General features: G+C 61.5%; 11 protein-coding genes. 2 read left to right on the plus strand and 9 right to left on the minus strand.

The window, feature by feature from the left end; all coding sequences use genetic code 11:
- Window positions 1-26 precede the first annotated feature (26 nt).
- The 9 genes from G3N59_RS02700 to G3N59_RS02740 all read right to left on the minus strand — a co-directional run bounded on the left by G3N59_RS02700 (window position 27) and on the right by G3N59_RS02740 (window position 10177).
- Entirely contained in the window at window positions 27-818 is a 792-nt protein-coding gene (locus G3N59_RS02700) for a DUF2182 domain-containing protein (protein WP_205980975.1), read from the minus strand.
- A gap of 36 nt (window positions 819-854) precedes the next feature.
- Window positions 855-1457: a DUF1326 domain-containing protein gene (locus G3N59_RS02705; RefSeq protein ID WP_205980976.1), complete on the minus strand. Its 603-nt coding sequence runs from the start codon at window positions 1455-1457 to the stop codon at window positions 855-857.
- A 333-nt stretch (window positions 1458-1790) separates the two neighbouring features.
- A complete protein-coding gene (locus G3N59_RS02710) occupies window positions 1791-2738 on the minus strand; it encodes a LysR family transcriptional regulator (protein ID WP_205980977.1) in 948 nt (315 codons plus the stop codon).
- Between the two features lie 99 nt (window positions 2739-2837).
- Window positions 2838-4262: a M20 family metallopeptidase gene (locus tag G3N59_RS02715; protein WP_205980978.1), complete on the minus strand. Its 1425-nt coding sequence runs from the start codon at window positions 4260-4262 to the stop codon at window positions 2838-2840.
- Between the two features lie 60 nt (window positions 4263-4322).
- A complete protein-coding gene (locus tag G3N59_RS02720; RefSeq protein ID WP_205980979.1) occupies window positions 4323-5540 on the minus strand; it encodes a porin in 1218 nt (405 codons plus the stop codon).
- Window positions 5541-5701: 161 nt separating this feature from the next.
- Window positions 5702-7009 (minus strand): MFS transporter, encoded by a 1308-nt coding sequence (locus G3N59_RS02725; protein WP_205980980.1) that lies wholly within the window; start codon window positions 7007-7009, stop codon window positions 5702-5704.
- A gap of 224 nt (window positions 7010-7233) precedes the next feature.
- Window positions 7234-7737 (minus strand): ureidoglycolate lyase, encoded by a 504-nt coding sequence (locus G3N59_RS02730; RefSeq protein ID WP_205980981.1) that lies wholly within the window; start codon window positions 7735-7737, stop codon window positions 7234-7236.
- A gap of 13 nt (window positions 7738-7750) precedes the next feature.
- Entirely contained in the window at window positions 7751-8767 is a 1017-nt protein-coding gene (alc, locus tag G3N59_RS02735) for an allantoicase (RefSeq protein ID WP_205980982.1), read from the minus strand.
- Between the two features lie 63 nt (window positions 8768-8830).
- Window positions 8831-10177, minus strand: a complete 1347-nt coding sequence (locus G3N59_RS02740; RefSeq protein ID WP_205980983.1) for a C4-dicarboxylate transporter DctA — start codon at window positions 10175-10177, stop codon at window positions 8831-8833.
- A 260-nt stretch (window positions 10178-10437) separates the two neighbouring features.
- Between G3N59_RS02740 and G3N59_RS02745 the strand changes: the two genes are divergently transcribed.
- Together G3N59_RS02745 and G3N59_RS02750 are read left to right on the plus strand one after the other, a co-directional pair.
- Window positions 10438-11142, plus strand: a complete 705-nt coding sequence (locus tag G3N59_RS02745) for an FCD domain-containing protein (protein ID WP_205980984.1) — start codon at window positions 10438-10440, stop codon at window positions 11140-11142.
- A 505-nt stretch (window positions 11143-11647) separates the two neighbouring features.
- A complete protein-coding gene (locus G3N59_RS02750) occupies window positions 11648-13426 on the plus strand; it encodes an alkaline phosphatase family protein (RefSeq protein ID WP_205980985.1) in 1779 nt (592 codons plus the stop codon).
- The last annotated feature ends 65 nt before the right edge of the window (window positions 13427-13491 follow it).

A 13491-nucleotide genomic window follows, 5' to 3' on the forward strand; every position in this document is an offset into this window, starting at 1 on the left:
GGCATCGAAGATTGAATAGAAGCGCATCAGGCATGGCTCGCGACAATGCATGCCGCCCAGATCAGCAGCACGGCTCCCAGCGGTGCGCCAAGCCGCTGTCCCCAGGCGAAGTTCTTCTCGATCGCCATGACGCACGCGAGCACCAGCATCCAGCCGAGACTGCCGGTGCCGACCACGAACATCAGCAACATCAACGCCCAGCAGCACCCGACGCAAAACAGCCCGTGATGCCAGCCTAACGAAAGCGCCTCGCGACCAGGCGCTGCGCCATGCCAATGACCGATCACGAAACCCAGCGGCATGCGGCACTTCTCCAGACACCGATGTTTAAGTTGGCTGAACTGAAACGCACCGGCACTCGCAAGCGTCACGGCACCGATCAACCAGCCGTTGCCGATCATCGCCGGGACGCGCGCGACGCCTTCCAGCAGCAGCGCGTGCAATCCATGCGCCAGCAGCCCGAAGGCGCTCCACGCCGCGATATAGCCGAGGTAAAGCATCGACAGCACACGCGAGCGGTCAGGCCGCCCCGCGACGATACGCTCGACCGCGTTGAACAGCGCCAGCGTGGTCGGCAGCATCATGGCCATGATCATCAGCGTCCACGAGAGCGCGTACAGCACGGCTTGCAGGACCGGCGAGCCGCCCGGAATGGCGCGGCATAGCGCGGCAGCGGGCCCAGCGGCAAGCGGCTCGCCATGCTCCAGATAACGCCCGTACGGACTGCGCGCCCAGAGCCACAAGGTCAGCCACGCGAGCAGCACCATCGCGCCGAGCACGGGCACGAAAATGCGCCGATGTCGCGCAGTGTCGGGCATGGTCGACCCGCGCGATGCGCGCGAATCACACGCTCGTCAAGAATCGAAACGGAACGTGCTTTGCAATGCGTTATGGTCCTTCAGACTCATATCGATGCCCAGCGCCGCATTCTTCGAACGATAAAGCGGCGCCTTGCCGACGAATACCGGCGCACCCGGAACCGTGGAAAACACCGTATCCGACAAGGTCGTCTTTGCACCCGAGGGCCCCATGTAAGGCTCCAGATCCGCGTGATAATCCTGGCCGATCTTGAGCGTACCCTTGCCGCCCACCACATCGAACTGGATCGGCGCGCGCTCGACGGACACCACCGTGCCGATCAGCTTCGCGAGATCGGCAATCGGGCCGCCCGCCTTGCCCGTGTAGACCTCGAGCAACGCGTCTTCCTGTTCCTTCGTGGCATCGTCGTTGAGATAGATCGCGACGGCCCAGTTGCCCTGCAATACGTTGCCCGGAATATTGCACACGGCGGCCAGCGTGCAGCCGGCGACATCGACGCCTTCGATCGCACCCTGATCGAAATGCCAGGCCACGATCGACTGGCAGGTTCCGAAATCGGGATCTTCGCCAATCCAGCACGGACACAGCACGCGACAGTTGCAAACCTCCAGCAGACGGCCTTCAAGGTGATAGCTCATGGTTGCCTCCGTTGGGCACTGTCGACAGGACGGACGGCCGCCGGTAGCCCATCGCTCGTAGCCAATGGCCGGTAGCAGTCGAAAAAGGAAATGGCGCGACGAAAAGAGAAAATGTAGACGGAGAACTGAGTGAATCGCTGAAGCGGGCGTGAGCGCGCGGCAAGGCAAAAATTGCGTATCGCCTTATATTGTAGAAAGCCGCAATGGGGATGCAAGGCGATTGCAGACGCCTGCACAAATTTGTTTTAAAAGGCGCGCCTTGAAAAGCGCGCATGAAGAATGTGACAGCCGGGCGCGGCCAGTAGTCAGGCAAATACGGTCAGACAAATACGGTCAGACGAATTCGTCGTAGATAAGACCTGCTGGCGAGCGCGAGCGCTCGTCGGCCATCAGTTTGCCGCTCAATCGCTGGATAAAATCCTGCGCCGTGGCCGTCAGCAGATCCTCGCTCGAATACGCCAGATACACGCCGGAGCGCGGCAATGGTTCGTCGACGTCGAGCAGAATCACACTCCCCGCGCGTTCGCGCTCGGCCAGATAAGGCCGCGCGAGCGAGGTCCACACGGCGACCGCTTCCATCCGCATCGCCAGATCCAGATAGAGATTCATCGAGCTGCAGCGCAGCGTCTGTTTCGGCAACGGCAGTCCATAGCGGCCGAAGAACGTGGCGACAAAACCCGCGTCGTCTTCAGGCGCATCGAGCACGATCCAGGGCAGCGCGTGAATCTCCGTCACGTTCATGGTGCGCTTGCCGCGCCAGCTCGCGGGAATCGACAGCACCACATCGAGTTCATAGAGCCGAACCCATTCGAACGCCGTCGTGCGCGGCTCGCGATACTGCGTGAAAACGCCGACGTCGATCGTGCCGTCGTCGAGACCATCGGCGATATTTTCCGCACGCCATTCGATGACTTCGGGCCGCACGCCGGGTCGCGCCGCCACCAGTTCCAGCAGCGTATCGGCGAGTGCGCGCGTCGAGGCGGGCGGCGTCACGGCGATCCGCAACTGCCCCGCCAGTTCGCCGCGCGCGGCAGCGGCATCTTCGAGAATGCGGCCCACTTCGCGCTGCACGACCTGGCTGCGCTTGAGCACCTGATGCGCGAACGGCGTGAGGCTTGCGCCGCGCGCCGAACGCGTGAGCAGCGGCAAGCCCAGTTCGATTTCCAGCTCGCGAATCGACCGGCTGATCGCGGGCTGGGTGAGGAACAGGCGGCGCGCCGCTTCGTGGAGGCTTTTCGCCTCGGCGATGGCGCGCAGCGCCTCGAGTTGTCGCAGCTTCAAGGTAACCCCGCTCGATGATCGGTCACGGGGCAGCATAACAAGCCATAAAGCCGTTGCGCTCAGTTTGCTTTAGTTCGCTTCAATTTGCTTCGGTTCGCGTCAGGCCGCACGCGGCAACGGCGGCTCGACATCTTGCGGAATCGGGCACACGTAGGGCTCGGTCGCGAGACGCTCGCTCAGTTCCGTGCGCGCGGCCGCCAGCAGCAGCGGATTCGAGAACAGTTCGAGCGCCGTCGCCGCCATGGTTTTCGACGCCAGCACCATGCCCTTGTGCGCAATCGCGCTCTTGCCCTGCGCGACCCACTGCCATGAATGCGGCGAGGTGCCGAATGCAAAGCACGCAGTCATGCACTGCACGGTGGGCGTCACCCAGCTCACATCGCCGACATCGGTCGAGCCATGCATCTGCGAGGGACGATCGTTATCGAGCGAGTCGATGCGGTCGAATAGCGCTTTGGGCTCTCGCCACGCGGCTTGCAGCATGCGGCCCGCCATTTCGATCTCGTCGGGGCGTGTGGTGCGATGCATCGAATCGGCGAAATCGCGTTCCTGGCGCGTATAAGCCGGCGCGCCCAATTCCGCGAGTTTCGCCTGCATCAACTCATTGAGCGTGTGATTGCGCAGCAGGTTCGAGCACGCGGAATGCACCTCGATTTCAAGCTGGCAATCGGTCATCAACGCAGCGCCGCGCGCGATGTTGCACACGCGCTCGTAAAGCTCCTTGACGTCGCGATTGCGCGGCGCGCGAATCATATAGAGCGCGCTCGCATTGGGCTGCACGACATTGGGCGCGATACCGCCTGAATCCGTGATCGCGTAATGCACGCGCGCGTCGGGCAACATATGTTCGCGCAGGAAATTCGTGCCGATATTCATGAGTTCGAGCGCATCGAGCGCACTGCGACCGAGATGCGGCGACGCGCCCGCATGAGCAGCCACGCCCTTGAAGCGGAAATACGCCTGTTTTACGGCCAGGCTTTCCAGATTCATGATCGTATTGGCCACGCCGGGATGCCATGTGATGGCCGCGGACACATCGTCGAACAGCCCCGCGCGCGTCATATAGGTTTTGCCCCAGCCGCCTTCTTCCGCGGGACAGCCATAGAAACGCACCGTGCCTTCGATACCGGCACGCGCGAGCGCGTCCTTGACCGCAACCGCTGCAAGATGCGCGGCCGTACCCAGCAGATGATGGCCGCAGCCATGACCGTTGCCATTGGCAATCTCGCTCGACGGGCAGCACGACAGCGCAAGGCTTTCCTGGCTCAGCCCGGAAAGCGCATCGAATTCGCCGAGAATGGCAATCACCGGGCCGCCCGAGCCCGCTTCCGCGACAAACGCAGTCGGAATGCCTGCCACGCCTTCGCGCACGCGAAAGCCCTCGCTTTTCAGCAAGGCGATATGTGCGGCCGCCGATTGCTGCTCGTGATAGCCAAGTTCCGCGTATTGCCAGATATCGTCGGATAGCGTGACGTAGCGTTGCTTGCTGCTTTCGATGAAATCGTCGACAAGCTCGATCGACATGGTGCGCTCCTGATAGTGAAGATTGATTTATTGATGCCTGGTTGTGCTACGCGTTCTTTTTCAGAACGTATGCGTCATGCCCAGCGTGATGCTCGAGAACGTGCGGCCCGGTGCTGCGGATGGCGAGCCGCTGTCGTAGTTGTAAGTGATGCTCGAATGCGGACCGTTTCGCATCACGCCCACGCGGCCGTAAAGCGAAGTGCGCTTCGAAAGAAAATGATCGATACCGACGGTGCCGCCGTAAGCGTAGTCGCCCGAAATCGTCGTATCGCGCATCGCAGCGGAAGCGCGCACGAGATCGACGCCCCACCACTTCTGCACGCCCAGCAGATAAAGATTCGCAATCGCACTCGTTTGCGCCTGCGGCACGTAGCGGATATACGCACCCTGCGCGATAAACGGCCCGACATCGAACATCACGCTCGCGAGATAGGTGTCGGTGCGTTTGCCCGGCGCATCGTTGGCCGTGCTGCTGCAATCGCCCGACATGCCCGGATCGCACCAGCCCTGCCCGAACGCCGCCGAAATAATCACGCGACGCCCGGAATAGGAGACCATCGCCGAGCGCTGATGCACGGCCGGTCCCACTTCCTGGTCCTGCTTGAACGAGTAGCTCAGGTCGATACCGAAGTGGCCGACACGTGGCGAGATATAACGAATCGTGTTCGGCAGACGACCGAGTGCATCGCTGTTCGCGCCGGTGCCCAGATCGGAAGTGGCCAGCAAATACGTATAGGCGGATTCGTGCGCCGGGCCGAGAAACGGGTCGGCGCCCAATGCCGCCGCGCCGCCCGAGGTGTATTGGCGGCCAAACGTGAGTTGTCCATAGAACGGATTCTGCATACCCACATACGATGCGCGATTGAACATCGACGTCGAATCCTGCGTCGTGCCAGTGTTCGCCATAAAGCCATTTTCAAGCCGGAATAACGCGCTCCAGTTATTGCCCAGATATTCCTGGCCGTAGAGGCCGAATTTCGACGTCAGCGCCCCGCCCGACTGCACGCGCACGACGCCCTGCGAGCCGCCGCGCGTGTAGTTGAGGCCTTCATCCACGGTGCCGTAGAGCGTCACGAAGGTGCGTTGCGGCGCGACGCCGAGTGTCTGCGGCCCGAGTCCCGATCCCCAGAACGCAAAGGTCGATTGCATCTGCGATCCGGCCGTGCTGGCCGTGGTGGAGGCAGCGTCGGAAGGCGCACCCGGCGAGACTTCGGCGAGTGCGTGCAGGCAGGTGCCCGTGGAAAGCGCGGCAACAAGCGCGCGCAAAGTGCATTTCATTCGGAAGCTCCGCTGGCGTGGGGTCGTTAAAAATTCGAATGTCGGGACGAGCGGTGTCCCGCCGCCCGCATTTCGCGAGCGCGCGACACAGCTACGTTCAGGAATCGTCAGTGCAGCGGAAGGCGCGGCGTTTCGCTGGCATCAGCGCGCCGCGCGGAGTGTCATGAAGCGCGTGTACGCGTCTCGGGCAGGCTGGAAATGGCGCAGACGGTGATAAAACCGCAAACCACCATATAGAGCGCGAGCGACATCGGGTTGCCGGTTTTGGCAAGCAGCCAGGTCACGATCAGTTGCGCCGTACCGCCGAACAAGGCCACGGCGATGCTGTAAATCACGGACAATCCGCTCGCGCGTACGCGCGCCGGGAACATCTCCATGAGCAGGAGCAGCAGATGCGCGCCGCCCAGGCTGCTGATCGCCGTCAGCACCGCGACAATCGCGAGGGCCAGCGGCACGCCCGGATGCGATGTCATGAGCGCGATCGCCGGATAGATCAACAGCGCGGTGAGCACGACCGAAGTCAGCGCCATCGGCTTGCGTGAACGCATGCGGTCGGCCAGCAGGCCCGATACGATGCACATCACGGCCATGGTCGCGCCGGAGACGCAACCCGCCATCAGCGAAAGCGATGCGGGCAGATGCAGCACACGCACCAGAAACGTCGGCATGAAGAACACGATCAGATACATGCCCACCGTGCCGGATACGATCGACAGGACGCCACGCACGATCTTGCTCTTGTGCGAGGAAAAGAGTTCGGTGAGCGGTTGCGCTTCGCTGCTGCTCTCGCGTTCGAGCGTTTCGTCCAGATGCGAGCGGATATAAAGGCCAACCGGCGCGATCAACAGGCCGAGCAGAAACGGCACGCGCCAGCCCCAGCTTTCGAGCGCGGCCGCGTCGAGGCTTGCATACAGCACCGCGCCGCTGAGCGCGCCGAGCACCGCCGCGAAGCCCTGGCTGGCGCCTTGCCAGCCGATCCGGAAGCCACGGCTGCCGAAGCCGCCCGACTCCATCAGCATCGAAGTGGAGGCACCAATTTCGCCGCCCAGCGAAAAGCCCTGCACCATGCGCGCGCCGACCACCACGAGCGAGCCCCACGTACCCGCGCTGGCATAAGTTGGCGCGAACGCGAGGCCAAGCGTGCCGACGACCATCAAGGCGATGGTGAGCGTCATCGCCGCCTTGCGCCCGCGCCGGTCCGCGAAACTGCCGATCACCAGCGCGCCGAGCGGACGCATGACGAAGCCGATGCCAAACGTGCCGACCGCCAGCAGCAGCGAGCCGTAAGCGCTATCGGTGGGAAAGAACAGCTTGCCGATCAGCATCGCAAAGAAGCTGTACACCGTGAAGTCGTACATTTCCAGCGCATTGCCGATCGAACAGGCGGCGATCGTCCGCACGTTGCGACTGGCCGGTGTGGCGCGTGAGGGTGCGTCGGCTGGCGCGGCGGGCAGAATCACAGGGTTCATAAAAGCGCTCCGGCGTAGACGTTGATGAAGGTGTGATTGAGTATTCGTTCATCAAAAATATCCGCCAAATCACTTTTTCTTAGCGTGATAACTTTTCCTTATCGCGGTTGACCAACGCAATAGCGATTAAACAGAAGGCGCTCGCCAGCGCAAGTCGAAAAAAATCCGCGCCGTTTTGGGGCGCGGATTCATGGGGTGACTGCAGTCGTGATTCGAGTGATGATTCAACGCGGTTCGGCAAGCTCCCACGCGATCGCCAGATCGGTTTCATCGCAATTCGGCTGCGTGCCGCTGCGATCGATCACGAGGAAGTCGCTCACGCGGTCGAAAGCGAGCAAGGGATGGTGCCAGACGCCTTTTGCATAATTCACGCCCTGCGTGCCGTCCACCCAGAACGCACGCAGTTGCGTGGCATCGAGTTCGCCTGCGGGCGCCACGACTACGGCATAACGCGTGGGCGCGAGCGGCACGAACGCCTGACTGCCGAGCGGATGCCGCTCCATCATCGTGATCGCCACGGGCCATGTGCGCGGCTGCGCGCGAAACACGCTGACGAGCGGCCGGCCGCCCGCTTCGCCCACGTCGATATGTGCGAGGTCGTGAAAGCGTTCGGTCGTGCCGCCATTGATCGGAAAATGGCGCGCGCCGTCGAGTTCGATCACATCGCCAAACGGCGCGAACGCTTCACGCGTGAGCGGTTCCAGTTGCAAGGCCTGTACGGTTTGCATGGCACGTCTCCGTTCAGGCGAGTTCGCCCCACAGACGCAGACGCGATACACCGCCGTCCGGAAAGATATTGAAACGCACGTGCGTGACCGGGCCGAGCGCCGCAAGGCCGCTTTCGAAGATGTGCTGTTTGTCCATCTCGAGCTTTTGCTCGTCCAGCAGCACCGGCCAGAACATCGCCTGCGTGACGAGCGAATCGTCGGTGCCGCCGGTTACGGTAGCGGCCTGCAGTGAGCAACGGTCGGGATAATTGCCCTTGAAGTGCGCCGTATCGACTTCGATCTTGTGGATGATGCCCGGCCGCGCCAGCGCCACGATGGCCCAGTCGTTGCCCGGCTCGCGGCGGCGGCGCGTTTCCCAGCCGTCGCCCATATTCACGCCGCGCCCCGGCATCAGCAAGGTCGACGCCATGCCGAAGTGCTGGTTGTTTGCCGCCACCAGATACGCGCCGTTTTCGACGGCGGCCAGATCGACGAGACTGCCCTTCTCCACACCGTTCCAGTCGCGTTTGGGCTGACCATAGACGCGCAGGCGCGCGAGACCGCCATCGGGATAGAGATTCACGCGCAGATGCGTGAAGGCCCGCGTATCGCTCACTTCGATGTAGTGATGCTGGTTGCCTTGCAACGTCGTTGCGGGCACAACGGTTTGCCAGTCGGCGTTGGCGGGCGGCGCGTCTTCGCTGCTATCCGCATGGCACGCCTCGATCGAAGCCGCCGGCGGGAAGTTGCCGGTGAAATGGCTGGTGTCGAGATCGACGCCATAAATCACGCCCGGTCGCGCCAGCCGCACGATGCAAAAATCGTGGCCCGTCGTGCGCTTGCGGCGCGTTTCCCAGCCGTCCATCCACTTGCCGTGATCGTCGTATTTGCCCGGAATAAAGACCGCGGCCTGCGGTTCCAGCATGCGCTCCTTCGGCGCGAAAAACTCATCGCTTGCGACCAGCGCGCGGGCGCCAAGGCGCGAATCCGCAAGGTTCATGTAGCGGCGCGTGAAAGCCGGTGCATTGGGATCGAGCGTCGGAATCGCCATGATTGTGTCTCCTGCAAATAAAATGTTCAGTTATTCGAATCGATTACAGCGGGTTCGGCATGTTCATGCATGGGCGGGCTTGCCGCCGAGCAGACCGTCGTGCGCATCGGCCTGATTCGCGGCTTCTTCGTTGCCGCCCGGCACAAAGAGAAAACCTTCGTCGAAATTCAGCACGCGCTTTGCACGCGCCTTGTCGATATCGCGCTCCCAAACCGCCACCACCACCGTTGCCACACAGTTGCCGATCAGGTTCGTAATCGCACGGGCGATGCCGACAAACCAGTCCACCGGCAGAATCAGCACGAGGCCCAGCACGGGAATGGCGGGAATCGCGGAAAGCGTCGCGGCCAGAATCACGATGGCCGAGCCCGGAATGCCGTGCGCGCCTTTCGATGTCACGAGCGAAACCAGCACCACCACGATCAGGTCATGCACGGAAAGCGGCGTATTGGTGGCCTGCGCGATAAAGATCACGGCCAGCGTGAGGTAGATCGAGAAGCCGTCGAGGTTGAACGAATAGCCGGTCGGAATCACGAGGCCAACGGTGGAATCCTTCACGCCCATGAATTCGAGCTTGCGCATGACCTGCGGCAGCACGGCATCCGACGATGCGGTGCCCAGTACGATCGACAGTTCTTCGCGCAAATAACGAATCAGTTTGAAGATATTGAAGCCCGCAAGACGCATCACGATACCCAGCACAACCGCAACGAACACGATACAGCTCGCGTAGAACACAATCACCAGCAGACCGAGTTGCTTGAGCGAAGCCACGCCATACGTGCCGGTCGTGAAAGCAATCGCACCGAGCACGCCCAGCGGCGCGAGCTTGATGATGAAACCCATGACGCGGAAAAACACCTGCGCGAGTTCATCCACAATCGCATTCACGCGCTGCGCTTTCGGCCCGAGCAGCGAAAGCGCGCTGCCGAACAACACGGAAAACACCAGAATCTGCAGGATGTCGCCTTTCGCGAAAGCATCGAATGCGGTATCGGGAATAATCTTCAGCAGGAACGCGGCCGTGTCTTTCAGGCTCTTTGCGTTCTCGGTGTACGTGGCGAGCGAAGCGGCGTCGAGCGAATGCAGATTCACATTCATACCTGCGCCCGGCCGCGTCACGTAAGCGAGTATCGCGCCGATCACGAGGGCAACCGTCGTCATCGCTTCGAAGTAAATCACCGACTTCAGACCGACTCGCCCCACCTTCTTGAGGTCGCCCGCGTGCGCCATGCCGCTCACGACCACGCAGAACACGATCGGCCCGATCACCATCTTGATGAGTTTGAGAAAGCCATCGCCTAGCGGTCTGAGCGACTGGGCGAAATGGGGGAATATCGCCCCGACCGCGATGCCCGCGATGAGCGCAATGACCACCCGACCAAACAGCGAATTGAAGAACTTCGTCACGACTTTCTCCTTTGTCGATGGGACGTGGCGCCTGATCGCCGAGTCCCGTCCCATGCACAGCCTGCAAGGGGGGCGAGCAACTGTTCCGACTGGTCTGACCAGTGCTGTTATGTTGGATAGTAGGAAGCCGATATAGTGGAGTCAAGGCGCCAAAAAACCGTGTTTACCCTCGACAACACGGTAGAGGCCACCACGCGGCGCCTGTGCGGCTCGCGCGCCGGACTACAATACCGGTCAGACCACGTGAGCGCCCCACCCCAATGAAGAACGTTCCGCACACCGTCACCGACGCCGCCATCGCCACGATCCGCGAACGGATCGAAAACGGCCTGTATCCGGTCGGCAGCCTGTTGCCGGCGCAGCGCCAGCTTTCCGAGGAACTGGAGATCAGCCGCGCGTCGCTGCGCGAGGCGCTATCCACGCTGGAAGCGCTCGGCATGCTGACGATCCGCGCGGGCAAGGGTGTGTACGTGACGAGCGCCCAGGCCGCCAGCGAACATCCGTGGCGATTCGCCGATCAGACCTCCCTGCCCGACACGTACCAGATGCGCTACGCGCTGGAAGGATTCGCGGCGCGCATGGCGGCCTTAGCGATCGGCGACGCAGACATGGCGTGGTTCGAGACGAATCTGGAAGCGCTGCACTCGGCGCTCAGTTGCGACGAACTCGACGAAGCCGCGCAACTCGACTTCGACTTTCATATGCGCATCGTCAGTCTTGCGGGCAACGCGGCGATCGAATCGATTCTGCGCAGCAGCGCGGACATCATGAAGGAAAGCCAGCGCATGCCGTTCTACCGGCGCGAGCTTGTGCTTTCGACCTACCGCGAGCACAGCGCCATCGTGGCGGCGCTCAAGACGCGCGATCCGGCCATTGCGGGCGAGGCGATCGAGGCGCATATCCGCGCTGCCGCACAACGCGCCGGCGTGCATTTTCCCGTGCCTGGCCGGACGATTGCCGACTAGCACCCGTTGCGCGAACAACCATTCAAAAACTGCAAAAATCGGCAAAAGACGTCCAATTGCAGAATGCAATTGAAACCACGCAGAAATTGAATTGAAATATTTCCATAAATTAATAACACGTTTTTTACTTTTTATTTCACCGCCTGAATCTGTCATTCACAGTGATTTATCAATGATTTATTGATCGACCAGGAAGCCATTTCCCATTCGGCGATCCATTCCACGCTGTAACTTCTTCTTAAGCCCCGCCTCGCTCATTGCTTTCATTTACCTGCCTGATGCAGGGCGAAAGTCACGCCTATTCCGCTTGTTTATCGCAACAATTGCCGAATATTACTCGGCAATTATTCGAAATTATTTATAAAAGTTTCACAATGAAATGCTTCAATGCGGCCACTTTGACGGCGCCATCAAAGAGCAACCATTGCGTTTTCTGCAAATACACAACCGCCTGCTTTCGACCCATAAGACGAAGCGCCATATTAAAAACCCTGGAGTGCGCTAAATGCATTCAAGAAAGATTTTGCTGTCCGTTTCGATCGCTGCTGCTGTCGCCGTGATCGCTGCTTGCGGCAGCAGCAATAACAATCCGTCCTCGACGACTGCCGCTGTATCGACGCAGGACGCCCTCAAAACGGCCACGCCGATCAAGCACCTCGTCGTGATCTTTGGCGAGAACGAGTCCTTCGACCACTACTTCGGCACCTACCCGAACGCGCAGAATCCCGAAGGCGAGCCGGTCTTCACGGCCGCCTCGGGCACGCCCACGGTCAACGGCCTCACCTCGGCACTGCTGACCAGCAACCCGACAGTCTCGAACACGAACAACCCGAGCGGCACGAACATCAACCCGTTCCGTCTCGATCGTTCGCAGGCCGCCACGGAAAGCCAGAACCACAACTACACGCCCGAACAGCTTGCAGCCGATGGCGGCAAGATGGATCTGTTCCCGCTCAACACGGGTAACAACGCGGTGGGTTCGGCCAATACGTTCGGCGAGCCGGGCCTCGTGATGGGCTATTACGACGGCAACACCGTCACAGCGCTGTGGAATTACGCGCAGCACTTTGCGATGAGCGACAACGCCTACACGGACACCTATGGTCCCTCCACGCCCGGCGCGATTTCGGTGATCTCAGGCCAGCACAACGGCACCGTGGTGACGAAGAACGGCGCGGTGGTGACAGGCAGCGCCACGTCGAGCCCGTCGACCGATGTGGTGTATGACCTGCAAGGCGGCTGGACGCTGACCGGCGACCTCGACCCGACCGGCGACGCCTGTACGGTCGCAGCCGGCTCGACCACCACGGCGGCGCTGAAGTCGAAGAACATCGGCGACCTGCTCAATTCGGGCGGCGTCACGTGGGGCGGCTTCATGGGCGGCTTCAATCTGCAGACCGTGAACGCGAACGGCACGACGGGCTGCAATCGCTCGACGTATTCGTCGGTGCTCGGGGCGAGCGAAAACGACTATGTGCAGCATCACGCGTGGTTCCAGTACTACACGAGCACGCAGAACCTCGCGCATACGCGTCCCTCTTCGGTGGCGGCGATCGGCTACACCGATCCGCTCGACAATTCGGCCACGCCGGTGCATCACCAGTACGACGTGAATGACTTCTTCACGGCCGTCAAGGCGGGCAACTTCCCGTCGGTGAGTTTCCTGAAGGCACCGGCCGTTGCCGACGCGCACCCGGGCAACTCCGACCCGCTCGACGAGCAGTCTTTCGTCACGAGCGTGGTGAACTTCCTGCAGCAGCAGCCGGACTGGAAAGACACCGCCGTGATCGTGACCTACGACGATTCGGACGGCTGGTATGACCACCAGTACATCGCGCCGACGACCTCCTCGTTCGATTCAACCTCGGCGGAAACGACCGGCCAGACGACCAAGACCGCGGTGACGGGCGCCGACCAGCTCAACGGCGCGGGCGTCTGTAACGCCACGGGCGCGGTACAGGGCGTGGGCGTGAACGGCGGCGCGGTGAACGGCCGCTGCGGTCCGGGCACGCGCATTCCGTTCCTCGTGATCTCGCCGTATGCGAAGGCGAACTTCGTCGATAGCACCACGGTCGTCACGCAATCCTCAGTTGTCCGATTTATCGAGGATAACTGGTTGGGTGGCGCGCGGATCGGCCAGGGTTCGAACGACGCGAATGCGGGCAGCATCATGAACCTGTTCAACTTCGCGAGCACGTCGCCGAATGCGACGCTGTACCTCGATTCGAACAAGGGCACGCAGCTTTCGGCCGCACCGGCAGCGATCACTGGGCCGTCGCTCTAAGCGTAAAACCTGCGCAAAACGTCTGACCATCGATGCGCGTTCCGTTGCGAGACATCCCATCAGGA

Source organism: Paraburkholderia sp. Ac-20340, assembly GCF_017104965.1.
GTDB lineage: Bacteria > Pseudomonadota > Gammaproteobacteria > Burkholderiales > Burkholderiaceae > Paraburkholderia.